The 24,781-nt window shown below is 64.4% G+C and carries 15 protein-coding genes; 5 read left to right on the top strand and 10 right to left on the bottom strand.

Annotation, left to right across the window (positions count from 1 at the left end; translation table 11 throughout):
• Positions 1–2: 2 nt before the first annotated feature.
• The 5 genes from ACXZ1M_RS25385 to ACXZ1M_RS25365 form a co-directional block, all read right to left on the bottom strand.
• Positions 3–590 (bottom strand): nucleotidyltransferase family protein, encoded by a 588-nt coding sequence (locus ACXZ1M_RS25385; protein WP_459050370.1) that lies wholly within the window; start codon positions 588–590, stop codon positions 3–5.
• Positions 591–677: 87 nt separating this feature from the next.
• Positions 678–2,450, bottom strand: coding sequence for a DUF885 domain-containing protein (locus tag ACXZ1M_RS25380; RefSeq protein ID WP_459050369.1), 1,773 nt, complete (start codon positions 2,448–2,450; stop codon positions 678–680).
• Between the two features lie 16 nt (positions 2,451–2,466).
• On the bottom strand, positions 2,467–4,650 hold the full coding sequence (locus tag ACXZ1M_RS25375) for an EAL domain-containing response regulator (protein WP_459050368.1): 2,184 nt from the start codon (positions 4,648–4,650) through the stop codon (positions 2,467–2,469).
• A gap of 48 nt (positions 4,651–4,698) precedes the next feature.
• Positions 4,699–7,260, bottom strand: a complete 2,562-nt coding sequence (locus ACXZ1M_RS25370) for an ATP-binding protein (protein WP_459050367.1) — start codon at positions 7,258–7,260, stop codon at positions 4,699–4,701.
• A gap of 88 nt (positions 7,261–7,348) precedes the next feature.
• The gene (locus ACXZ1M_RS25365) at positions 7,349–9,004 is read right to left on the bottom strand and encodes a SulP family inorganic anion transporter (protein ID WP_459050366.1); all 1,656 of its coding nucleotides are present in this window, start codon (positions 9,002–9,004) and stop codon (positions 7,349–7,351) included.
• A gap of 137 nt (positions 9,005–9,141) precedes the next feature.
• On the opposite strand from ACXZ1M_RS25365, the gene ACXZ1M_RS25360 reads away from it, so the two are divergent.
• Positions 9,142–11,439, top strand: coding sequence for a hypothetical protein (locus ACXZ1M_RS25360; protein ID WP_459050365.1), 2,298 nt, complete (start codon positions 9,142–9,144; stop codon positions 11,437–11,439).
• Here ACXZ1M_RS25360 and ACXZ1M_RS25355 read toward each other — a convergent pair.
• The gene (locus ACXZ1M_RS25355) at positions 11,436–12,008 is read right to left on the bottom strand and encodes a TetR/AcrR family transcriptional regulator (protein WP_459050364.1); all 573 of its coding nucleotides are present in this window, start codon (positions 12,006–12,008) and stop codon (positions 11,436–11,438) included. The two genes, ACXZ1M_RS25360 and ACXZ1M_RS25355, sit on opposite strands and share 4 nt — an antisense overlap.
• A gap of 87 nt (positions 12,009–12,095) precedes the next feature.
• Between ACXZ1M_RS25355 and ACXZ1M_RS25350 the strand changes: the two genes are divergently transcribed.
• A complete protein-coding gene (locus tag ACXZ1M_RS25350; protein WP_459050363.1) occupies positions 12,096–13,232 on the top strand; it encodes a thiolase family protein in 1,137 nt (378 codons plus the stop codon).
• Here the strand turns inward: ACXZ1M_RS25350 and ACXZ1M_RS25345 are convergent.
• Entirely contained in the window at positions 13,229–14,716 is a 1,488-nt protein-coding gene (locus tag ACXZ1M_RS25345) for a GGDEF domain-containing protein (RefSeq protein ID WP_459050362.1), read from the bottom strand. The two genes, ACXZ1M_RS25350 and ACXZ1M_RS25345, sit on opposite strands and share 4 nt — an antisense overlap.
• Positions 14,717–14,919: 203 nt before the next feature.
• Between ACXZ1M_RS25345 and ACXZ1M_RS25340 the strand changes: the two genes are divergently transcribed.
• Both ACXZ1M_RS25340 and ku read left to right on the top strand, forming a co-directional pair.
• Positions 14,920–15,915 (top strand): SDR family oxidoreductase, encoded by a 996-nt coding sequence (locus ACXZ1M_RS25340; protein WP_459050361.1) that lies wholly within the window; start codon positions 14,920–14,922, stop codon positions 15,913–15,915.
• A gap of 2 nt (positions 15,916–15,917) precedes the next feature.
• Positions 15,918–16,946, top strand: a complete 1,029-nt coding sequence (gene ku / locus ACXZ1M_RS25335; RefSeq protein WP_459050360.1) for a non-homologous end joining protein Ku — start codon at positions 15,918–15,920, stop codon at positions 16,944–16,946.
• A 30-nt stretch (positions 16,947–16,976) separates the two neighbouring features.
• Here the strand turns inward: ku and ligD are convergent, their stop codons facing one another.
• Entirely contained in the window at positions 16,977–19,469 is a 2,493-nt protein-coding gene (gene ligD, locus ACXZ1M_RS25330; protein ID WP_459050359.1) for a DNA ligase D, read from the bottom strand.
• A gap of 156 nt (positions 19,470–19,625) precedes the next feature.
• Here ligD and ACXZ1M_RS25325 point away from each other — a divergent pair, with 156 nt between their 5' ends.
• Complete coding sequence (locus ACXZ1M_RS25325; protein ID WP_459050358.1) at positions 19,626–19,973, top strand: hypothetical protein; 348 nt, start codon at positions 19,626–19,628, stop codon at positions 19,971–19,973.
• Between the two features lie 119 nt (positions 19,974–20,092).
• On the opposite strand, the gene ACXZ1M_RS25320 is transcribed toward ACXZ1M_RS25325, so the two are convergent.
• Positions 20,093–21,589 (bottom strand): efflux transporter outer membrane subunit, encoded by a 1,497-nt coding sequence (locus ACXZ1M_RS25320; RefSeq protein ID WP_459050357.1) that lies wholly within the window; start codon positions 21,587–21,589, stop codon positions 20,093–20,095.
• A gap of 1 nt (position 21,590) precedes the next feature.
• On the bottom strand, positions 21,591–24,776 hold the full coding sequence (locus tag ACXZ1M_RS25315; protein WP_459050356.1) for an efflux RND transporter permease subunit: 3,186 nt from the start codon (positions 24,774–24,776) through the stop codon (positions 21,591–21,593).
• Positions 24,777–24,781 lie beyond the last annotated feature (5 nt).

Genomic DNA, 24,781 nt, shown 5'->3' with positions numbered 1-24,781 from the left:
GGCTAGTCCTGCAGCACCGTCACGCGCGGCCAGCGCAGCGCGTACTTCTTCTGCTGCACGCGCATGTGGTAGGTGTCGACGCTGACGCGCGTCGGATTGCGTCGCACGACGCAGTTGAACAAATCCTCCAGGCCATGCGGCGCGATCACTTCGATGGTGTCATCCGCGCGCAAGCGCAGACCGACCGAGGTGGCGTATTCGGGCCACGAGGCCACCGCCTCGTGCAACGATTGCAGCGGCTCGACCGCATGGCCGAATTGGTCTTCGAACCATAGATGGACCGCCGCCTGATTGGTTACTTCCCAAGGAGTGCCGGGCATCGCCAGCGACAGTCGATGCTGAAGTTCGGCCTCACGCTCCGGCGACAGGTCGGTCGCATCGAAGTAGACCAGATCAAGGTCGGCCAGCGGCGTCGGCGTGGAGTAGCCGTGCAAGGCGTCCCACACCAGGTTGCGCACCGCCCCGGCGCCGATGCACCAGGACGATAGTTCCAGCTCGCGCGCGGCGCGCAGCGCCGACACAAACCATCTGGAAGAGCGCGCGATCTGGCACAGGCGCTGCTCAAGCTCATCTCGCGCTGCGGTCGTCATGATTCTTTTTTCCGAAAAGTGAGGCATGCATGATTGTAGCCGCCCCACCGCCTCCGGAAATACGCGCATTGTCACTACGTTACACCATCACTCCAGGTCGGGATACGGGCTCTTACCGCCTTCGGCGATGAACTGGTCGATACGCGCCTCCATCACCGGCAACGGCACCGAGCCCAGTTGCAGCACGGTGTCGTGGAAGGCGCGGATGTCGAACTTGCTGCCCAGCGCCTTCTCCGCCTTCTTGCGCGCGTTGATGATGCTCATCTCGCCGAGGTAGTAGGACAAGGCCTGGCCCGGCCACGAGATGTAGCGGTCCACTTCCGTTTCGATTTCGTGCTCCGACAGCGCGGTGTTGGCGTGCAGATAATCCTGCGCCTGCTTGCGGTTCCAGCCCTTGCTGTGCAGGCCCGTATCCACAACGAGGCGCGAAGCGCGCCATGCCTGGTAACTGAGCATGCCGAATACTTCATACGGCGTTTCGTACATGCCCATCTCCACGCCCAGGCGCTCGCTGTACAGCGCCCAGCCTTCGCCGAAGGCCGAGATATACGCGTTGCGGAACGGCGGACGGCCCTTCTGCTCCATCGCCACCGGCATCTGGAAGGCGTGGCCCGGCGCCGATTCGTGCAGGGTCAGCGCCGGCATGCTGTACAGCGCGCGCGACGGCAGGTTGTAGGTGTTGACCAGGTAGACGCCCGGACCGCCACGGCCCGAGGTGTAGAACGGCGCCTGGTCGTCCGGCACCGGGATCACCGCGAAGCGGCGGCGCGGCAGGTAGCCGAAGTACTGCGACACCTTGGCGTCGAACTTCTTGGCCACCCACGCGGAGCGCATCAGCAGCTCTTCCGGCGTCTTGGCGTAGAACTGCGGATCGGTGCGCAGGAACTGCAGGAAGGCCGGCAGGTCGCCCTGGAACTTGACCTGCTTGATCACCTCGTGCATCTCGGCGCGGATCTTGGCCATTTCCTCCAGGCCGATGTTGTGGATCTGGTCCGCGCTCATCGAGGTGGTGGTGAATTCAACGATCTTGGACTGGTAGTAAGCCTTACCGTTCGGCAGGCTCTCGGCCGCCAGTTCCTCGCGCGCTTTCGGCACATACTCTTCGCGCATGAACTTCAACAGCGCCTGGTGCGCCGGAATGACGTAGGTCTGGATCGCCTTCACGGCCTGCGCCCGCAGCTCTTCCTGCTGCGCCGCCGGCATGGTGGCCGGCATGGTCTTGAACGGCAGGTAGTACACCGTGTCCTGCGGCGTTTTCGCCTCGCTCACCGAGGTGATGGAACTGTCGCGGCCCACCAGCGTGACTTTCGGCGGCGTGAAGCCGCGCGCCAGGCCGGCGCGCATGTTAACGACTTCCTCATTGAAGTAGCGCGGCACGTCGGTGAGCTGCTTGAGGTAGTCGCGGTACTCTTTTTCCTTGGTCATCGGGCGGCGCGCGGTGCCGGCCATGTTGGACCAGAAGGCCGAGTCGGCGTTCAGCGGCTTTTCATATTCGCGGAATTCCTGGGCCGCGATGTAGGCGGCGATCTGCGCCTTGTACACCTGGTAGTTGATGCGCTCCGGCGCCGACAGGCTGGCTTCCTTGATGCCGTCCAGCTTCTTCATCACGCCCTGCCAGTAGGCCGTGCGCTTGTTCTGGGTGGCGACGTCGATGCGCGGCAGCGATGGCGACACGCCGCTGCTGTCGTCGTCCTCGCCGTCTTCCTGCTTCTGGCTCAGGCGCCATTTCCATTCCTGGGTGTAGATCGCTTTGAACTGGGCGTCGGCCGGGCCGGCTTTCAGGGCGGGGGTGGCGGCGCCGGCGCTAATGCAGACCAGCATGACGGCGCCCGCAATGGCGCTACTGAACTTCTTTTCCATAAGACTCCAGGTTGATTTATATGTCCGACAAAGTACGGCGTTCGCGCAGCAGCGCGGTGAAGCTTTCGGCGTTGACCGGGCGGCTGAAATAATAGCCCTGCATTTCATCGCAACCGCGTTCGGCGAGGAACTGCACCTGCTCGCGCGTTTCCACGCCCTCCGCGATCACGCGCATGTTCAGGTTGTGCGCCAACGAAATCACGGAAAGCGCGATCGCCGCGTCGGCACTGTTGGTGGTGACGTCGTCGACGAACGATTTATCGATCTTCAGCACGTCGATCGGGAAGCGCTTCAGGTAACTGAGGCTGGAATAGCCGGTGCCGAAGTCGTCCAGCGAGATGCCGACGCCGATGTCCTTCAGGCGGCGCAGCGCCGCCACCGCCTTGTTCGGATCGCCCATCACCGTGCCTTCCGTGATTTCCAGCCCCAGGTATTCCGGCGACACGCCGAACTTGCGCAGCGTGCTTTCCACATAGGGTACCGTGGCGTCGTTGGCGAACTGCCCCGCCGCCAGGTTGACCGCCACCTTGATCTCGCCCAGGCCCTGGTCGTGCCACACCTTCATCTGCGCGCACACGCTTTCCAGCACCCATTCGCCGATCGAGTTCACCAGGCCGTATTCCTCGGCCAGCGGGATGAAGCGGTTCGGCGGCACTTTGCCCAGCACCGCGCTGTCCCAGCGCAGCAGCGCTTCGGCGCCGACCATGGCGCCGGTCTTCAGGCACACCTGCGGCTGGTAGTGGACTTCGAATTCGTCGCGCGCGATGGCGCCGCGCAGCTGGCCCTGGATCGCCAGCTTGTCGCGGATCTCGGCGTCCATGCGCTCGGTGAAGAAGGCGTAGTTGTCGCGGCCGATTTCCTTGGCGCGGAACAGCGCCGTGTCGGCGTTGCGCACCAGTTCATCGAAGCTCTCGCCGTCGGTCAGGCTGACGGCGATACCGATGCTGGAGGTGACCGTGATCTGCTGGCCGTCGATCACCAGTTCCTTGCGCAGGCCGGCCAATATCTTTTGCGCCAGCGCGATGGTGGCGGTCAGCTGGGTGTCGTCGGCAACGATGATCTGGAATTCGTCGCCGCCCTGACGGGTGACGGTGTCGTCTTCGCGCACGGTTTCGCTCAGATAGCGCGACACCACCTGCAGCGCCTTGTCGCCCATGTCGTGGCCGTAGGAGTCGTTGATGCTCTTGAAGCGGTCCAGGTCCAGGCACATGACGGCCACGCAGCGCCCTTCGCGGCGCGCGGCGGCCAGCGTGTGCGTGAAGCGCTGGCGGGCCAGCATGCGGTTCGGCAAGCCGGTCAAGGCATCGTGGTTCGACAGGAAATCGATCAGGTGCTGCTCGGCCTTGCGCTCGGTGATGTCCATGAACACCGCGACGTGATTGATCACGCTGCCGTCTTCGTCGCGCACCACGGAGGCGCTCAGCAGGCCGGGATAGGTGTCGCCGTTCTTGCGGCGCGCCAGAATCTCGCCCGACCAGTGGCCGGTGGCCACCACCGATTGCACCATGGCGCCGAACGACGAGGCATCGGCGTCGCCGGCGTGCAGCAGGCCCACGCTCTGGCCCTGCACCTCGGCCGCCGTGTAGCCGGAGATTTGCGTGAAGGCCGGGTTAGTGGCGACGATATGCCCCTCGCGGTCGGTCACCACGATGGCGTCCTGGGTCGCCTCGAACACCTGGCTGGCCAGGCGCAGGAACTCTTCGTTGGCGCGGCGCTGCTCCACTTCCTTCGCCAGTTCGGCGGTGCGCTCGGCCACGCGTTCCTCCAGCAAGGCGCGCTCGCTGGCCAGCGCCTTCTGCGCCCGGCCCAGTTTGACGTGGGCGTCGGTGCGCGCCAGGATCTCCTCGGCCTGGAACGGCTTGGCGATGAAATCGACCGCGCCCAGTTCGAAACCGCGCACCTTGTCGTCGGTGTCGTGCTGCGCCGACAGGAAGATCACCGGCACCTGGCTCAGTTCCGGCGTGGCCTTCAGGCGGCGGCAGACTTCAAAGCCGTCGATGCCGGGCATGCGGATGTCGAGCAGGATCAGCTCCGGCGGACGCGATTGCGCGGTCCACAGGGCCAGCTCGCCGTTGGGCGCCTGGCGCACGTAGTAGCCGGCCTCTGTCAGCAGGTCGCTCAGCAGCTTGAGCGAGGCCGGCGTGTCCTCCACGATCAGCACTTCGCCCTTGGTGTGTTGTTCCGATAAATCCCGGTGCATGTAAAGTTCTCTCGCCTGGTCAACTACGCAACTGCCATGATATACCGGTCAGGCCTGTGGTTCCAATTCGTTTCCCGCCTGATCGAGCAAAGCGCACAGTTGCGGATACTGGTGCAGCTGGATCATGTGATCGATGCTCGCCACCACCCCGGCCAGCGCCGGCGGCAAAGGCTCCAGCAGCAGGGTCACGCGCGACAGGTTCAGTTCCTGCAAGGCGGTCTTCAGCTCCTCGCGCAGGGCCGGTTCCAGGCGCCGCAGGTCGGCGTGCGACAGCGGCGCCGGCGTGGCCGGCCGCGCGCCGTGATGGCGCCGCACAAACTGCAGGTCCAGCTGCTGCTCCAGCACCGCGTACAAGCGCTCCTGCTCCACCGGCTTGCGCATGAACTCATCGGCGCCGGCGTTCAGCGCCTCGTCGCGCTCCTCGGCGAAGGCCGAGGCCGTCAGCATCACAATGCGCGGCTGCTTGCCTTCCCGGTTGGCGCGGATGCGGCGCGTGACGCTGATGCCGTCCAGCGCCGGCATGCGCCAGTCCATGAACACCAGGTCCGGCTGCCATATGTCGACCATGGCCAGCGCCTGCGCGCCGTCGCCGACCACGGCGACCTCGAAGCCCAGCGGCTTGAGCAGGCTTTCCAGCAAGGTGCAGCCGTCGGCGTTGTCGTCGGCCACCAGGATGCGGCGGCGCTGCGGCGGCGCCAGCGCGCTGACTTCATCCACGCCCGCCGGCGGCGCCTCGTCGGCCACCTGCACCGCCACCGTGAAGTAGAAGGTGGCGCCGGCGCCGGGCGCCGACTGCAGCGCCAGCGTGCCGCCCATCAGCTGCACGAATTCGCGCGAGATGGTCAGGCCCAGGCCCGTGCCCTCTTTCGCGCCCGGCCCCTCGGCCTGGATGAACGGCTCGAAGATGCGCGCCTGGTCTTCCAGCGCGATGCCGGGACCGTCGTCGATCACGGCGAAGGCCAGCTCGCAGGCGCCGTTGCGCGAGGTGCCGCGCACCCGCAGCGTGACCCGGCCCTGCGCCGTGAATTTGACCGCGTTCGACATCAGGTTCAGCAAGACCTGGCGCAGCTTGGTGCCATCGACGCGCGCGCTGACCGGCAAGCCGACGCTGTCGACCACCAGCTCGACGCCGGTCTGGCCGGCGCGCATGCTCACCATGTCCATCACTTCCTGCAGCATTTCATCGAGGTTGACCACCTCCGTTTGCAGTACGGCGCGGCCGGCCTCGATCTTGGACAGTTCCAGGATGTCGTTGATCAGCGTGAGCAGGTGCTGGCCGGAGCGATGGATGATGGCCAGGTTGCGCTTCTCCTCCGGCAGCATGTTCTTGGAGTCGGCCATCAGGCGCGAAAAGCCGATCACGGAATTGAGCGGCGTGCGCAGCTCGTGGCTCATATTGGCCAGGAAGGTGCTCTTGGCGCGGTTGGCGCCCTGCGCCTGCCGCACCGCCACCGACAAGGCATTGGTGCGCTCGGCCACCAGTTCTTCCAGATGGATGCGGTGGCGGCGCAGTTCCGCTTCGGCCATGCGGCTATTGGTGACGTCGTAGTTGACGCCGACCATGCGCAAGGGATGGCCTTCCGCGTCGCGGAAGATCATGGCGTCGGCCTTCAAGTAGTGAATCGAACCGTCCTGCCAGATCAGGCGGAACTCGACGTCAAATTCGGCGGTGCCGTCGAGCGCCTGCTGCAGCAGCATCTCGGTGGGAATGGCGTCGTCCGGATGCACCATCTTGCGCCAGGCCTCGAGCGGCTCGTGCACCTTGCTGTTCTCCAGCCCGTGCAGGCGGTACATCTGCTCATCCCACACCATCTCGTTGCTGGCGATATTCCAGTCCCAGATGCCGATGGCGGCGGCGCCGGAGGCGATCTGCAAGCGCTCCTCGCTGGCGTGCATGGCCACGTAGCGGCTCTCCATCAGGCGCACCATCTCGCGGATCGAGGCGTTCAGGGTTTTCAGCTCGCCGGTGTACCAGTCGCGCGGCGGCGAGGCGCCCGGATTCTGGCCGGCCTTGACGCTGGCGGCGTAGCGCTCGATCTTGGTCAGCGGCTTCAGGATCAGCTGCCAGAGCAGCAGGTAAAGGCTCAGCACCAGCGTCACATCGAGCACGAAAATCATGCCGGCGATGGTGTACAGACGCTGGCGCAGCTGCTCGATCAGCAGCGCCGGCGAGGCGTACACGGTGATGGTGCCGATGTTCTGGCCGCCGGCGACGATGGGCCGCTGCTCGGCCAGCAGTTCGGGATCGGACGGCAGGTGGTCGGAAGGCGCCAGTTGCTGCTGGGCGTTGCGGGCCAGGATGAAAGGACGGCTGCTGGCCGCCGGCGCCACGGCGCTGGCGTGCAGGTCGCGGTTGCTCAAGCCGCTCTTCATGATGGTGACGATCTGCGATTCGTCGAAATTCCAGGCCGGCAGGGCCACGGCGGCGGCCAGTTCGTCGGCGCTGTTGGCCAGGGTTTTATGCAGCTGCTCCCAGCGCTGCGCGCGCTCGACCTGGTAGAAATACAGCGCGAAGGTGGTCAGCACCAGCGTCACCACGGCGGTCAGCGTCACGCTGACGAACACGGCGATCGATACTCTTCCTAAACGGCGGGCAAGTCGGACCAACATCTGAAAACCATTCTTGGGGGTTAATCGGCGTTGTAGTACGACTTAGATCATAGATTCAAACGGCGTTGAAGTCCATGAATATTTGCGCTCAAGCAACATCCTTAACAGTATGTAATTGGTCCCAGGCGTTGGCGGTACTCAGGAACAGCTTGCCGTTCAGCTCGGCCAGCAGCGTGCTGTGGCGCAGGCGATCCATCACCGGCCCCTTCACTTCGGCCAGATGCAGGCCGATGCCGCGCCGCTTCAGGCTCTGGTTCAGCTCCGACAGCGCCATCAGCGCCGTGGTGTCGATCGAGCTGACGGCCGTCATCACCAGCACCAGGTGGCGGGCGCTCTGGTGGGTGGCCAGTTCGCACTCGATGCGCGCGCTCACCGCCTCGACATTGCCGAAGAACAGATTGGCGTCGATGCGTAGCACCAGCAGCTCCGGCTGGGTTTCGGCCGGATAGCGTTCGATATTGCGGAAGTGCTCGGTGCCGGCGATGCGGCCCAGCACCGCGATGTGCGGCCGGCTGGCGCGCCAGATCAGGGTGCCCATGGACAGCGCCACGCCGATCAGTACGCCCGCCTCCACGCCCAGCACCAGCACGCCGAGGCAGGTGGCGCCCCAGGCCAGCGCGTCGCCACGGTCGTACTGCCAGGCGGTGCGCAGGATGCCCATCTCCAGCATGCCCAGCACGGCGACGATGATGGTGGCGGCCAGCACCGGCAGCGGCAGCAGCGCCAGCCAGCCGGTCGGCATCAGCAGCGCGCAGGCCAGCAGCGCGGCGGTGATCAGGCTGGCCAGCGGCGTATTGGCGCCGGCGGCGAAATTCACGGCCGAGCGCGACAGGCTGCCCGTCACCGGGAAACCGCCCGAGAACGCGCTGGCGACGTTGGCCGCGCCGAGGCCGATCAGCTCATGATTGCTGACCAGCTTCTCGTTGCGCTTGAGCGCCAGCGCCTGCGCGCCCGACATCGACATCAGGAACACCACAAAGCCGATCAGCAGGCCCGGCTGCAGCAACACGCGCCAATGCGGGCTGGACGACGCCAGGTTCAAGTGCGGCAGGCCGGCTGGAATCGCGCCGGTGGTGCGCACGCCGGTCTCGGCCAGGCCGGTGCTGGACATCAGCAGGATGCCGCCCAGCACCACCAGCATCGGCGCCAGCTTGGCGCCGATGTCGGCGGCGGTGGGCGGCAGGCCGCAGCGCCGCAGCAGCGCAGCCATGTAGAAGCGCGCCAGCACCAGCAGCGCCAGCGCGCCGATGCCCAACGCCGCGCTGGGCGCATGCACGTGCGGCAGCTGCGCCAGCTCGACGCCAAGCAAGGTATGCAACTGATCGAAAGCGATCACGATGGCCGAGCCGACGGTAAAGCCGCTCATCACGGGACGCGAGAAGAAGTTGGCGAGGAAGCCCATGCGCAGCAAGCCGCACAGCAGCAGCACCGCGCCGGACACCAGCGCCAGCTGCGCCGCCAGCACGCCGGCCAGCGCCGAGCCGGCCGGCGCCAGCGGGCCGATGACGGCGGCGGTCATCAGGGACACGATGGCCATGGGACCGACCGATTGCGTCATGCTGCTGCCGAACAGCGCATACACGATGGGCGGCAGGATGCTGGCGTAAATGCCGACCACCGGCGACAGCCCGGCCACCATGGCGTAGGCCATGCCTTGGGGGATCATCATCATCGCCACCACCAGCCCGGCGCTGATGTCGCCGGGAAGTTGGTCGCGCCGGTAAAGCTTCAGCCATTGCAGCATTGCGGTTCCAGATACATTAATTGCCGACAGTTTACCTTAAATGCGAAAACCAAATTAGCTAATCCGGAAAACGCATATGCTGTAATTGCCAATTCGGTAATTTTGGCTTACCTTATCCTGACAGCGAGGGAGGTCACATGAGCGAGCGTATTGCGGTTGTGGCGGTGCATGGCGTGGGCGACCATCGGCCCGGTGGAACCTCCGCAGCGCTGGCGCAGCAGTTGATGCACTTCTATCCGTCGCAATGCGCCAGCTTTGAATGCACGCCGCTGCAAGTTCCCGTCGATATGGAGCAGCTGCCGGTGCAGCCGGCGGAAGCCGCCGACGCCAAAATGCGACGCGCCGGAATGCCGCGCGCCGGCGGCTCGCGCGTCACCGCCCACGCCGCCGCCTTCCCCTCAAGCGCCACGGCCGATATCAAGTTCACCGAAATGGCGCTCTCCGGCGGCGCCAACTACAAGAGCTTCTATGCCACCACGCGCCTGCGCGGCAGCTACGGCAAGACCGGCATCGACCTGTTTGAAATGTTCTGGTCCGACCTCTCGCACGGCGGCATCCACGGCGGCTTCTCCGTGCTATCGCAACTGCTGCAGATTTTCCTGCACATCGCCAGTCTGGGCCGCTCCGCCATCGCCACCGTACTCGAATCCATCTTCAGGGACGCCGCGCCGCCCTCGCGCCTGGTGTGGCTGAACCGCACCGTGGCCTGGGGCTACTGGCTGCTTGCCCTGCCCATCGCCCTGAGCAACCTGCTGATGTTCACCCTGGGCGCGGCGCTGCTGCCGCATCTGATACCGTCCACCGAGACCGGGCGCATGGTCGCGGCCGTGGTGGTCGGCGCGGCGGTGGCCGTGCTGCTCGGCATGCTGCTGGCGAAGCGGATGAAGCGCACCGACAAGCCGGGCTGGCTGCTCGGCCACGGCATGTTTTTCGTGCTGGCCATCGGCGTGGCCTGCGCCGCCGTGGGCGCGTCGTTCGACTGGGAGCGCGATCTGCCGCCGGGCACCGTGGTGTTCGTGATCGTGCTACCGCTGTTGCTCGGCCTGACCACGCTGCTGGTCCAGCAGTACCAGCAAAGCCGGCCCGGCGCGATGCGCTGCTGGACCATCCTGCTCGCGCTACTGGCCTGCTGGGGCCTGATCCTGCTGTGGGAGCCGCGCCGGCAACCGCCCTCGCTGGTGACGTTGATCTGGTACGTGCACCTGATCGAAGGCTTGTTTGCATTCATGGCGCTGAGTTTCCTCGGGCTGTACCTCAACAACCTGGCGCTGTTCTTCGCCGCCTGCTGGAGCCGCTGGAAAGCGGGCAAGGGCAATGTGCGGCAGGCGGTCGATACCGCCCTGATCGCGGCGACCATCCCGGCGCCGCTGCTGCTGACGGTGGTGCTGGCGCTGTGGGCGGTGGCCTGGCAGGCCCTGAAGAGCGGCGATTTTCCCATCCTGAAAACGACGGTGACACTGCCCTTCCCTGCCGCCGGTGACCAGGGCATACCGCTGATCGACCGCATGGGCAAGCTGATCGAGCTCAGCGCTAGCGAGGCCTTCACGCCGTATCTGCTGGTGCTGGCCGTGGCCTTCGCCTGCGCGCTGATCGCGCTGCTGCCCTCGGTGGTGGCCGAGCTCAAGCCGCGCGTCGACCGCGCCAACCTGGCGGCCACGCGCGGCCTGTGGCATTGGCTGAACCAGGGCTTCCACCTGCTGCACCTGGCGCAGTGGCTGTGCGTGGCCGGCTTCGTGTTCGTGATTCCGTATGGCGTGATCGGGCAATACACGCCGTGGAAGCCGGAGGGCTTCCCCAATCTCGGCACCGCGATGGGCGGCGGGATACTCGCCTTCATCACCGTCACCAAGCTGTCGAGCGTGAACGCATTGGGTCGCGTATCGAAATTCTTCGCGCGCCTGCGCGTGCTGATCGACACCCTGATCGACGTCGACAACTGGCTGCGCGAACGGCCGGTCGGCCATACGCCCCGGTTGCACATCATGGCGCGCTATGTGTCGCTGCTGCGCTACCTCGAAAGCCAGGGATACAAGCGCATCGTATTGGTGAGCCACAGCCAGGGCACGGTGATCACGGCCGACCTGCTGCGTTATCTGAAAGCGCGCAATCCCGGACTGCTCAAGCGCCTCGGCAAGATCGACTTGCTGACACTGGGCTCGCCGCTGCGCCAGCTGTATGCGGCGCGCTTCCCCGGCATTTACGAATGGGCGGTCAATCCGGTGTTGAGCAGCACCGGCCTGGCCAGCTGGCACAACGCCTACGGTAGCGGCGACTATGTCGGCCGCAACCTGTGGGACGCCGCGCCGCCCGAAGTATGGCAGACGGGACCGCGCCCGCCGCGCAAGGAGTTCTGCACCGGCGCCGTGGCCCACACCCACTACTTCGACGACAACAGTCCCTACGTGGCGGCGGCCGTGGTAGCGCTGCTGGCTTAGAGCGGGCCGGGCAGCGAGTCGCGCACCGCCTGCAGCACTTCGAGCGACATCGCCTCGTCGTCCACCGCGCGCGACAGCACGATGGCGCCGACCATGGCGGCGTAAGTCGCCAGCGCCTGCTTGCGCCGCTCGGCATCGTCCGCGCCCGGCATCAATTGCTCCAGCACGGCGATCTGGCCGCTGGCGCCGGTGGTGACGGCGTGCCGCGCCTTCGGCCCGAGGCGGGCGATGTCGGCGCCCAGCGCGGTGACCGAGCAACCCTTTTCCGGATGGTCGCGGTGCTGCGGCGTCAGGTAGCCGTCGCCGATCTTTTCCAGCGCGGCGTCGCGGCCCTCGGCCAGATAGCCTTCCCAGCGCGCCACCGATTTTTTCAGCGCATGGTCGGCGGCTTCGGCCAGCAAGTCTTCCTTGGAGGCGAAGTGGCCGTAAAAGCCGCCGTGCGTCAGGCCGGCGCCCTTCATCAGATCGGCCACGCCGATGCCGTCGTAGCCCTTTTCGCGGAACAGCCGCGCGGCCGTTTCGACAATGCGCTCACGGTTGAGCGCCACTTGTTCCCTGCTGACTTTCATGTTTGTCTCCCGCTTCCAGCCTATTGACATTATACATTACGGGCGTAATATATCAAACATTACGACCATCATCAAAGGTGATTCATCATGAAAGCAGTCATCAGCGCCTATGCGCGCTCCCCCTTTCATTTCTCCCGCAAAGGCAAACTGGCCGAGGTGCGCCCGGACGATCTCGGCGCGCAAGTGGTCAAGGGATTGATCGAGCGCACCGGCCTCGACCCGGCCTTGCTGGACGACGTCATCCTCGGCTGCGCCTACCCGGAATCCTCGCAGGGCAACAACCTGGCGCGCATCGTCTCGCTGCTGGCCGGATTCCCGCATGAAGTCAGCGCCATGACCATCAACCGCTTCTGCGGTTCGTCCATGTCGGCCGTCCACATCGCCGCCGCCAATATCGAGGCCGGCCTGGGCGAGGCCTATCTGTGCGTGGGCGTGGAATCGATGACCATGGTGCCGCAAGGCGGCTTCAACTTCTCACCGAATCCGCAACTGCTGGCCGAAACCGACGCCTACATCAGCATGGGCGACACCGCCGAAAACGTCGCCCGCAAATACGAAGTGGCGCGCGCCGACCAGGAACTGCTGGCGCTGCAATCGCACCAGAAAGCCGCCGCCGCCCGCGCCGCCGGGCTGCTGAAAGATGAAATCGTCCCCATCACCACCGCCAGCGGCGAAGTGATCGCCGAAGACGGTTGCATCCGCCCCGGCACCACGCTGGAAGCGCTGGCCGCGCTCAAGCCGGTGTTCGATCCCGAGCACGGTGTGGTCACGGCCGGCACTTCGTCGCCGCTGACCGACGGCGCCTCGGCGGTGCTGGTGACCACCGAGGAATTCGCCCGCAAGCATGGCCTGCAGCCGAGCGCGCGCATCGTCTCGATGGCGGCCGTGGGATGCGATCCGGCGCTGATGGGCATCGGCCCGATCCCGGCCACGCAAAAAGCCCTCAGGCTGGCGGGACTGAAGGCGGAAGATATCGATGTGGCGGAAATTAACGAAGCCTTCGCCTCGCAGGCGCTGGCCTGCGTGCGCGAGCTGGGCATCAAGCCGGAGGTATTGAATATCGACGGCGGCGGCATGGCCATCGGCCATCCGCTGGGCGCCACCGGCGCGCGCATCACCGGCAAGGCGGCGGCGCTGCTGGCGCGCACCGGCGGCCGCTACGCGCTGGCCGCCCAGTGCATCGGCGGCGGCCAGGGTATTGCCACCATCCTGGAGAAGATTTAAACCGTCGCCATCTCGATGCAGTTGCGGCCCGCGCGCTTGGCGCGGTGCAGCGCCGTGTCGAGACGGTCGAGCACGGTGGCGCTGCCTTCGTCGGCGCCGACCTGGGTCACACCCAGGCTGATGCTGACGGCGGCGCCGAAACCGGCGCCCGGCAAATCGGCTTCGGTGATGGCCGTGCGCAGCTTTTCCGCCAGCCGCATGGCGTCGGCCGAGGTGGTGTGGGTGGCGACGATGAGGAACTCTTCGCCGCGCATGCGCGCCAGCGTGTCCGAGGTGCGCAGGCGGCCCAGCACCGTCTCCGCGACCTTGCGCAAAGCGGCGTCGCCGACCGGCGAACCATACAAGTCATTGGCCGAGCGGAAGCTGCCGACGTCGAACGACAGCACCGCCAGCGGCAGGCCGTAGCGGCGGGCGCGGCGGATTTCGTTGTCCAGCGTGTCCTCGCCGGCGCGGCGGTTGGCGGCGCCGGTCACCGTATCGACCGTGCTCATCTGCGACAGCTGGCCCGACAGCGCATCGTTCTGATGCTTCAACTCGCTCATGCCGAGGCCGAAGCTGACAAACTGCGCCAGGCTGGCGAAGCAGGCGAACTGCTCGCGCGAGAAGGTGATGTGACGGTCGAACATCATGCAGATGGCGCCCATCTCCGGGCCGCCCGGTTCGGCGCGCAACGGTAGCGCTAGCACCATGCGCACATTGCGGTCGTGCAGTTGCATCGACAATTCGGGATCGCCGGACTTTTCCGGCGCATCGAGCAGCACCATTTCGCCGCGCGACACCGCCATCAGCGGCGGGAAGCTGTCGCGTAACGGCGATTGCAGCAGGCGGTCGCGCCGTTGCAGCAGGCGACCCAGGTCGAGGTGGTTGCGCGCTTCCTGCGCCACCAGTTGCAGGTCGCCCCGCGTTTTCATGTGCATCAGCGAGGTGTGGCGCACGCCGGGGAAATTACACAGCGCCAGGCAGATCTGCGCCGACATGGTGGCGATATTGTCGATGCCGCTCAGGGCGCGCTGCAGGCTGCGCTGCACGCCGAGCAGGTCGCGCAATTCTTTTTCCTTGTCCAGCAGCTCCTGCTGCATGGCAGCGGCCGGGTCCAGCGGCACGGCCAGGCCTTGCTTGACGGCCTGCTGCAACTCTTCGCGCAGCACCGGGCAGATGCGGTAGTTGAAGGAACCATAAGCCATCAGTTCGGGCAGCCAGGCGCTGTGCTCGTAGGCGCACAGCACCAGGATCTGCGCGCCGGCCCGGCTGCGGATCAGGGCGCCCACGCCGGCCAGCTCGTTCAGGTGGTCGAAACCATTCAGATCGAGAATCAGCAGGTCGGTTTCGTGCTTGACCAGGGCCGCGCCGGTGGCGTCCACACTGTCGCAGGCGATCAGCTGCGAAAACATTTCCGCGCAGCACGATTGAAACTCCGCACGGCGCTCGCCGCTGGGATTAAAGAATACGCCCGTGCTGTTCAACCGGCTCAAAACGTCCGACATGATGTGTTACTCCCCTGCGCTGATTTTATAGTTGGAATTGGTCTCTCCTACTAGTGTGCCATAAAGTTCATAATTAGCAATATTTTTTGCATTAAAGATCAGTTTTTTTTGCTGGCCGTGGTTTGGCGGCATATGTGAGTGAGCGTACCGTCATTGTGGCGGAGCGCGCCAATACTGTTCTTTCGACGATGGAGGAACGGACCATGGCAAATTCAGAGAACAAGGCGGACCCCGGCAGTGGCAGCCTGCAACGCGAAATCCAGCAGCGCCAGGATCAGCTGGACCAGCAGGGCCAGCGCGCCAGCGAAACCGCGCAGAGCAAGGAACCGGTGCAAACCAGCAGCCACCACTATCCGGGCACGCCGATGCCTGCCCAGCATCTTGAAAAACCGGGACTGGAAGCCGACATGCAGCAAAAGCCCGAATTCCTCGCGCCCGACTACGCCGGCAGCGGCAAGCTGGCCGGCATGGCGGCGCTGATCACGGGCGGCGACTCCGGCATCGGCCGCGCGGTGGCGGTGCTGTACGCGCGCGAAGGCGCCGACGTCGCCATCGTCTACCTGGAGGAGGATCAGGATGCGGAAGACACCAAACGTTATGTGGAGGCGGAGGGCCAAACCTGCCTGCTGCTGCGCGGCGACGTGCGGGATCCTGCGTTCTGCCGCGACGCAGCACACCGCACGAACGAACGCTTTGGCCGGCTGGACATCCTGGTCAATAACGCTGCGTTCCAGGAGCACGCGGAAAAACTCACCGACCTGACCGAGGACCGCTTCGACCTCACCATGAAGACCAATGTGTACGGCTACTTCCACATGGCCAAGGCGGCCCTGCCCTACCTCAAGCGCGGCGGCTCCATCATCAACACCGGTTCGGTGACGGGCCTGGAAGGCTCCAGCCACCTGCTCGACTATTCCACCACCAAGGGTGCGATCCATGCGTTCACCAAGTCGCTGGCCTCCAACCTGCTGGATCAGGGCATCCGCGTCAACGCGATCGCGCCGGGGCCGGTGTGGACGCCGCTCAATCCGGCCGACGCCAGCCCCGACAAGATCGCCCAGTTCGGCGCCGACACCGACATGCGGCGTCCCGCCCAGCCGCAGGAGCTGTCGCCGGCCTACGTGTTCCTGGCCGCGCCCTGCTGCTCCAGCTACATCACCGGCATCGTGCTGCCGGTGACCGGCTCGGTGGGAGGCTGACCATGGCCGCGCGCGCCTTGTGGAAGGGAGCGATCAGCTTTGGGCTGGTCTATATTCCGGTCGAGATGTACACGGCCGTGCAGGAGCACGACCTCGATCTGACCATGCTGGACCGGCGCGACTTTTCGCCGGTCGGCTACAAGCGCTACAACAAGAAGTCCGGCAAGGAAGTGACCTGGGACGACATCGTCAAAGGCTACGAGTACGAGGACAACGAGTACGTGGTGCTGTCGGACGAGGATCTCAAGCGTGCCAACGTGGAAGCCACGCAGACCATCGACATCGTCGCTTTCGTGGAGGCCGCCGACGTGCCGCTCACCTACTATGAAACGCCCTACTACCTGGCGCCGTCGCGCGGCGGGGCCAAGGTGTATGCGCTGTTGCGCGAGACGCTGCGCAAGGCCGGCAAGATCGGCATCGCCACGGTGGTGATGCGCACCAAGCAGCACCTGTGCGCGCTGGTGTGCGTGGAGGACAAGATCGTCCTCAACACGCTGCGCTATGCGAGCGAGATCCGCAGCGCCGAGGAATTGAAACTGCCGCCGGCCACGCTGAAAGCGGCCGGCATTAGCGACAAGGAGCTGCAGATGGCCTTGTCGCTGGTCGAAGGCATGAGCGAGGACTGGAAGCCGGAGCAGTACCACGACACCTACAAGGAAGACGTCATGGCCATGATCAAGAAGAAGATCAAGGCCGGCCAGACCAAGACCATCACCGCGCCTGAAAAGGACAGCGGCGCGCCGAAGGCATCCAACGTGGTCGATCTGGTGGCGCTGCTGCAGAATAGCCTGGGCAAGAAAGGCAAGGCCGCCGCCAAGCCTGCGCCTGAAGAGGATGAGGAAGAGGAAGACGAGGAAGTCAAGCCTAAGGCCAAGCCCAAGGCGACGGCCACAAAGCCGACCGCCACGCCAGCTGCGAAGACGACCACTAAGTCGGCGCGGAAGACCACCGCCAAGGCTGCGCCGAAGGTCGCAGCGCACGCCACAGCCGCCAAGCGCAGCAAGCCAGCGGCGAGCCGCAAGGCCGCCTGACCTCAAGCCGGCGCATGGGCACGCAGGCGCTCAGGCGACGCCCGGCTTGAACTTCATCAGCTTCATGGCCGGTGCCAGACCCTTGGCCGCTTTGGCGTAGTCGTCCCACGGCGTGTTGCCGACATCCAGCCGCGTGTGCACATTGCTCACGTTCCAGTGATCGGCGCCCTCCAGTCCATCCAGTTCTTCCCAGGTGATCGGCACCGAGATGCCCAAGCCCGGCCGCGTGCGCGCCGACCAGGCGCAAACCGTGGTGGCGCCACGCCCATTGCGCAGGTAGTCGATGAAGATCTTGCCGACGCGGTTGCGCGGGCCACTCTTGAGCACAAAGCGCTCCGGTATGGTTTCCGCCATGTGCGCGACGATGGCTTGCGAGAAGGCTTTCACATCGTCCCAGCCGTAACCGGGCTTGATCGGCACCACCACGTGCAGCCCCTTGCCGCCGCTGGTTTTAATAAATGCGGGGAGGCCCAGTTGCTCCAGGAAGGCGCGCGTCAGCTGCGCGCCCTCCTTCACCTGCTCCCACGTCACGCCCTTGCCGGGGTCGAGGTCGAACACCATGCGATTGGGTTTTTCGTAATTGCTACCGGTTGCGTTTTGCGTGTGCAGCTCGATCACGTTCATTTGCGCGGCCGACAGCAACGCCTCCTCGGTCGGCACCTCGATCATCGGCGGGTGGTCAGGATCGAGTTCCTGCTTGAACTGCTTCACGCCGGGCATCTGGCTCACTTCCGCGTGCTTCTGGAAGAACAGCTCTCCACCCACGCCGGCGGGCGCGCGCACCAGCGATACGGGACGGCCTTTCAGATGAGGCGTCATCAGCGAGGCCACCAGCGCGTAGTAGCGCACCACGGTGATCTTGGTGGCGCCGCTTTGCTTGTCGATTACGCGGTCGGGATTGGTGATCTTCAGCGATTTGGGCAGCTTGCCCTCAACGGACGGTTGCATGTCTGGTTCCTCCTGCTTGAGATGTGCGGGTACTTCGCGCACGATGGCGCTGGCTTTCTTATCCTTGCGCAGGCCCTTGAACACCGAATGGCGGATCGAGCCTGAATGCGTCCACTCCCCGAAGGCGACTTCCGCCACCAGCGTAGGCTTTAGCCAGTGGGCGCGCTTGTCGATATCTCGGCTGGGCGCGAACGGGCTTTGCTCGGCGTGCAGCTTGTCCATCTTCGCCTTCAGCTCTTTCAACGAAGTGGCGTTGAAACCGCTGCCGACGTTGCCGGCATATTGCAGCTTGCCGTCCTTGTCGTAGGTGCCAAGCAGCAGCGAGCCGAAGCCGCTGCGCGTCCCCTGCGGGTCGGTGTAGCCGCCGATGACGAACTCCTGGCGCTGGCCACATTTGAGCTTGATCCACGTGCCGGTGCGGCGCGCCGTGTAGCGCGAGTCGCGCCGCTTGCCGATGATGCCTTCGAGGCCCATCTGGCAGGCGGCGACGATCATCTCCTCCGGCGGCGCGGACAGCGCGGTGCTGAAACGGACCGTGTCGTTGGCGCGCTTCTCCATCACATTTTCCAGGATGGCGCGGCGCTCTTCCAGCGGCGTGTCGCGCAGGTCGTGGCCGTTGTGGAATGGGATATCGAATAGGAAGTAGACAATCTCCCCAGGATGGTCTTCGTCGAAAGCGTTTTGCAGCAGGCCGAAGTCGGGACGGTCGTTGTCGTCGTGGACGACAATCTCGCCGTCGTACCAGCCGGAGGGCAGCTTCATTTTGGCCAGCGCTGTTTGTAGCGGCTTGAGCTTGTGTGTCCAGTCATTGCCATTGCGGGTGATGAGGCGGATGTCCTTGCCCTCCACGCGCGCCAGCAGGCGGTAACCGTCGAACTTCACTTCGAACAGCCAATCGCCGGCGTCCGATGGCGGAGCGTCCACCAGCGTGGCCAGTTGCGGCGACAAGGTCTCCGGCAGCTCGGCGTCCGGCGCGGCCTTGAGCGCCTTGGCCGGCGCCACCGCAGCCTTGCCCGGCGCGCCGGGCATCGGCAGCGCCTTCACGCTATCGGGCATCTCGTCGACCACGCTGAACTCCGACGCCGGCCGCACGTATTCATCATTCTCCTTAATCAGCAGCCAGGGCTCCTGCTTCTCACCCTTGCCCTTCATGCGAACCAGCACCCAGCGGCCGCGCATCTTGTGGCCGTGGATTTCGAATTTCAGATTGCCGGCCTTGAGCGCCTTGTGCGGATCGTCCAGCGGCTTCCAAGTGCCCTTGTCCCAGATAATGACCTTGCCCGCGCCGTACTGCTTGGGCGGGATGGTGCCTTCGAAGTCGTTATATGAAATCGGATGGTCCTCGACATGCACCGCCATGCGCTTGTCGTGGGTGTCGTAGCTGGGGCCCTTGGGCACGGCCCAGCTCATCATGACGCCGTCGAGTTCCAGGCGGAAGTCATAGTGCAGGCGCGAGGCCCAGTGTTTCTGGATCACGAACGTGAGCGTGCCGACGCCCTCCCCGCCACCTTCGGCGGGTTCGGGCGTGATGGCGAAGTTGCGTTTGGCCTTGTAGGTCTTGAGCAGGTCGTTCATGTGACCAGCGTATGCCGGCCGGCGTGCAAAAACCGTGCGGTGACGAACATGTAAGCGATTGTAAAGACCGTCAACGACAGCAATCCGGACCGCGTTTCTTGCTCAGTGACACGGGAATTGTCCCGGGCCCGAAACCTGCAAACAAAGGAATACACCATGACCAAAGTTATCGCTACCCTGATCGCCGGCCTGTTCGCTACCGCTGCATTCGCACAGACCCCTGCCACCGCTCCTGCCGCTCCTGCAGTGGTCAAAGCCGAAGCCAAAGAAACCAAGGCAGCCGCCAAGGCGGAAGCTAAAGAAACCAAGGCCGAGATCAAGGCTGAAGCCAAGAGCGCCAAGGTAGAAGCCGACGCCAAGAAAGACGTCGCCGTCGCCAAGGCCGATGAAAAAGCCGTCAAGGCCGATGCGCACGCCAAGGCAAGCAAAACCAAGGCCAAAGCCCACGCCAAAGCTGAAAAAGCCGAAGCCGCAGCAACGCCAGCACCTGTCGTCACCAAGTAAGATCACCGCACGTCATTCCCGCGAAAGCGGGAATCCATGGAATGCATATTCAGCATGGACTCCCGCTTGCGCGGGAGCGACGGCGAAAAAAAGCGGACCATTTCGGTCCGCTTTTCACTTTACTGCTGCGCCAATGTCTGCGCGGGAGCACCGGCATCCCAGCCGCCGCCCAGCGCGCGTATCAGCGCCACGGTGGTCACCGCCCGATTGCCGCGCAACTGCACCGCCGCACGTTCCACCGTCGCCAGATTGCGCTGCGCATCCAGCAGATCGAGATAGCTCGAACGTCCCGCCGTGTACAGCTTCTGCGCCAGGTCGGCCGAACGGCGCGCCGACACCACCGCATCATCGATCTGCGCCGTCTGGCCAGCCAGAATGCGCAAGCCCGCCAGATTGTCTTCCACTTCCGCGAACGCCGTCAGCACGCTCTGGCGATACGTCCCCACCGACTCCTCCAGCGCCGCTTCGCTGCGCGTGATGTTGGACTTGTTGCGGCCACCATCGAGCAGCGGCATCGACAACGCCGCGCCCAGCAACCACGAACGGCTGCTCCACTTGAACACATCGGCCACGGTATTACCCGACACGCCACCCGCATTCGCATTCAGCATCAGCGATGGGAACATAGCCGAACGCGCCACGCCGATGCGGGCATTGGCCGCTTCCATCGAACGCTGCGCCGCCGAGATATCCGGACGACGTTCCAGCAGCGACGACGGCAAGCCCGCCGGAATCACCGGCAGCAGCGACGTATCCAGCAACGGGCTGGCGCCCGCCGTGTAGCTGGCCGCCGGCTTGCCCAGCAAGACCGCCAGCGCATGCTCGGTCGTCACGCGCTGACGCTGCAGGCCGATCGCTTCCGCTTTCGCGGTCGCCAATTCGGTCTTGGCGCGCGAGAGATCGAATTCGCCGATGTCGCCCAGGTCGAAGCGACGCTGGTTGACCTTGACGTTTTCTTCCCGCGTCTGCACCGTGCGGTTCAGCGTTTCCAGCTCGGCATCGGTGGCGCGCAGACGGAAGTAAGTCTGCGCCACGTCGGCCTGCACGGCCAGCAGCACCGAGCGGTAGTTGGCTTCGACCGAAGCCGCATCGCCGCGCGCCGCCGCCACGTTGGACGATACGCGGCCGAACAGGTCGACCTCGTAGCTTGCGGTCAGGTTGGCGTTGAACACCTTGGCTGGCGTCACCGGTGTACCGGCCGGCAGTCCCAGTTCGGTCGCCGACTGGCGCACGCGCTGTGCACCAACGCCGACGCCCACTTGCGGAATGCGGTCCGCTTCCGCGATGCCGGCGATGGCGCGCGCCTGCTTGACGCGGGCCGCAGCCACGGCCAGGTTGGCGTTAGCGCGGGTGGCTTCGTTGACCAGCTCATTCAAGGCCGGGTCGTTGAAGGCCAGCCACCATTCGCCGCGCGGTTGCGCTTCGGCGGCTTGCGCCTGTTTCCAGGTGCTGCCGTCGGCCGCAACCTTCACCGAGGCTTCCGGCGTTTGCGATTCCTTGAAAGCGGTCGGCACCTCCATCGCAGGTTGCTTGAACTCCGGCGCTGCGCATGCGGTCATCAGCAATGCGGCCAGGATGGGCGCTACGCCCTTGGCGATCATATGCAGCTTGTTCATATCAATGGGTCCCTTCCAGTTTTGCCGGTGCGGCATCAACCGCCACGGCAGGTTTTTTCTCCAGGCGCACCGCCAGGGTGCGCAGCAGGACGTAGAACACCGGTGTCAGGAACAGGCCGAAGAAGGTCACGCCCAGCATGCCGGCAAACACCGCCACACCCATTGCATGACGCATTTCCGAACCCGCACCGTGCGAGAACACCAGCGGCAGCACGCCCATGATGAATGCGATCGACGTCATCAGAATCGGACGCAGACGCAGACGGCAAGCTTCCAGTGCTGCTTCAACGATGCTGCGGCCCTGATGTTCCAGCTCCCGTGCAAACTCCACGATCAGAATCGCGTTCTTCGACGCCAAACCAACCAGCACGAACAGCGCAATCTGCGTGAACACGTTGTTGTCGCCACCGGTCAGCTTGACACCGATCAGCGCGCACAGAATCGACATCGGCACGATCAGGATCACGGCCAGCGGCAGGGTCCAGCTTTCATACTGTGCAGCCAGCACCAGGAACACCAGCAGCACGCACAGCGGGAACACATACATCATCGTGTTACCGGACAGGATGTCCTGGTACACCAGTTCCGTCCATTCGTAGCCGATACCCTTCGGCAGGACTTCGTTGACGATCTTGGTCATTTCAGCCTGCGCTTCGCCCGACGACACGCCAGGAGCCGGTGCGCCGTTGATTTCAGCGGCGACGTAAGCGTTGTAGCGCTGTACGCGATCCGGGCCATAGCTGTCTTTCACACGCATCAGCGAGGACAGCGGAATCATCTCGCCCTTGTCGTTGCGGACTTTCAGCTGGGCGATGTCTTCGGCATGCGAACGGAATTGCTGGTCAGCCTGGACGCGCACCTGGTAGGTACGGCCGAACTGATTGAAGTCGTTCACATACAGCGAGCCCAGATTGATCTGCAAGGTCTGGTAGATCGTATTCAGCGGCACGCCCAGTTGCTTGGCCTTGGCGCGGTCGATGTCGGCGAACAGCTGCGGCACGTTGATCTGGTAGCTCGAGAAGACACCGGCCAGTTTCGGGTTCTGCCATGCCTTCATCTGCACTGCCTGCACTGCTTTGTACAGCGCGTCGTAACCGAGGTTGTCGCGGTCTTCGACCATCAGCTTGAAGCCGCCGGTGGTGCCCAGGCCATTGACTGGCGGAGGACCGAGGACCATCACGAACGCACCTTCGATGGCGCCCATGCGCTTGTTCATCTCGGCGGCAATCGCTTCGGCCGAGGTTTCCTTGGTGCCGCGCTTGTCGAACGGCGCCAGGCCCAGGAACACGATACCGGCGTTAGGTGCATTGGTGAAGCCGTTGATCGACAGGCCAGGGAACGAGATCGAGTTGTCCACGCCTGGAATGTCCTTGCCGATTTCCGACATCTTGCGGATCACGGCGTCGGTACGGTCCAGCGAAGCTGCATCAGGCAGTTGTGCGAAGCCGATCAGGTACTGCTTGTCCTGTGCCGGCACGAAACCCGGTGGCACCAACTTGAACATGAAGCCTGCGGCCACGGCCAGCACGGCGTACACCACCAGCGACGAGCCTTTGCGTTTCAACACGCCGGTCACGCCCGATTCATAGCCGTGCGAGGCACGGTTGAAGAAGCGGTTGAACCAGCCGAAGAAGCCGCCGAACACTTTGTCCATGCCACGGGTCAGCACATCTTTCGGTGCATCGTGTGGTTTCAGCAGGGCTGCAGCCAGGGCCGGGGCCAGGGTCAGCGAGCTGAATGCCGAGATCACGGTCGAAATCGCGATGGTCAGTGCGAACTGCTTGTAGAACTGGCCGGACAGGCCCGATACGAAAGCGATCGGCACGAACACGGCGCACAGCACCAGCGCAATCGCGATGATCGGACCACTCACCTCTTTCATCGCCTGGATGGTCGCATCACGCGGATTAAGGCCGTCGTGAATATTCCGCTCGACGTTTTCCACCACCACAATCGCATCATCGACCACGATACCGATGGCCAGCACAAGGCCGAACAGCGACAGCGTGTTGATCGAGAAGCCGAACGCCATCATCACGGCGAAGGTACCCACCACCGATACCGGCACAGCCAGCAGCGGAATCACCGAAGCACGCCAGGTTTGCAGGAAGATGATCACCACCAGCGCCACCAGAATGATCGCTTCGATCAGGGTGTGGATCACGGCGTTGATCGACTCACGCACGAATTGGGTCGGGTCGTATACAACGCTGTATTCGACGCCTTCCGGGAAATCTTTCGACAGGCGAGCCATGGTCGAACGCACGTCGGCCGACAGCTGCAAGGCATTGGCGTTAGGTGCTTCGAAAATAGGAATCGCCACAGCCGATTTGTTGTTCAGCAGCGAGCGCAGTGCGTAGGAGTTCGAACCCATCTCCAGGCGTGCCACGTCCTTCAGCAGCGTGACCGCGCCGTCGGCGTTGGCCTTCAGGATGATGTTGCCGAATTCTTCTTCCGACTGCAGACGGCCTTGCGTGTTGACGGTCAGCTGGAAGTCCGCGTTTTTCGCAGGACCTTGGCCCACCACACCGGCGGCCACTTGCACGTTCTGCTCGCGGATGGCGCTGACCACGTCACCGGCGGTCAGGCCGCGTTGTGCCACTTTCTGTGGATCGAGCCAGACGCGCATGGCGTAGTCGCCCGAACCAAACAGCTGCACCTCGCCCATGCCGGGCAGGCGTGCCAGTTGGTCCTTGATGTTCAGCACCGCGTAGTTACGCAGGTACAAATCATCGTAACGGCCGTTCGGCGAATTCAAGTGAACCACCATGGTCAGGTTGGGCGAAGACTTCACCGTCGTCACACCGATCTGGCGCACTTCTTCCGGCAGGCGTGGCAGCGCGCGTTGAACGCGGTTCTGCACCTGGGTTTCAGCTTGCTCGACGTTGGTGCCGATCTTGAAGGTGACGGTCAGCGCCAGCGCGCCGTCCGAGGTGTTTTGCGAGGACATGTAGAGCATGTTCTCGACGCCGTTGATCTGTTCCTCAAGCGGCGCGGCCACGGTTTCGGCGATGATCTTCGGATTCGCACCCGGATACTGCGCACGCACCACCACCGATGGCGGCACCACGTCCGGATACTCCGAGATCGGCAGCTTGAAGATGGAGATCAAGCCGGCGACGAAGATAAGAATCGACAGCACCGCCGCGAAGATCGGCTTGTCGACGAAGAATCGAGAGATATTCATATTGT

The organism is Duganella paludis, assembly GCF_054461335.1.
The sequence above is the reverse complement of the archived record's forward strand: the minus strand, read 5'-3'. Positions and strand labels throughout refer to the sequence as shown.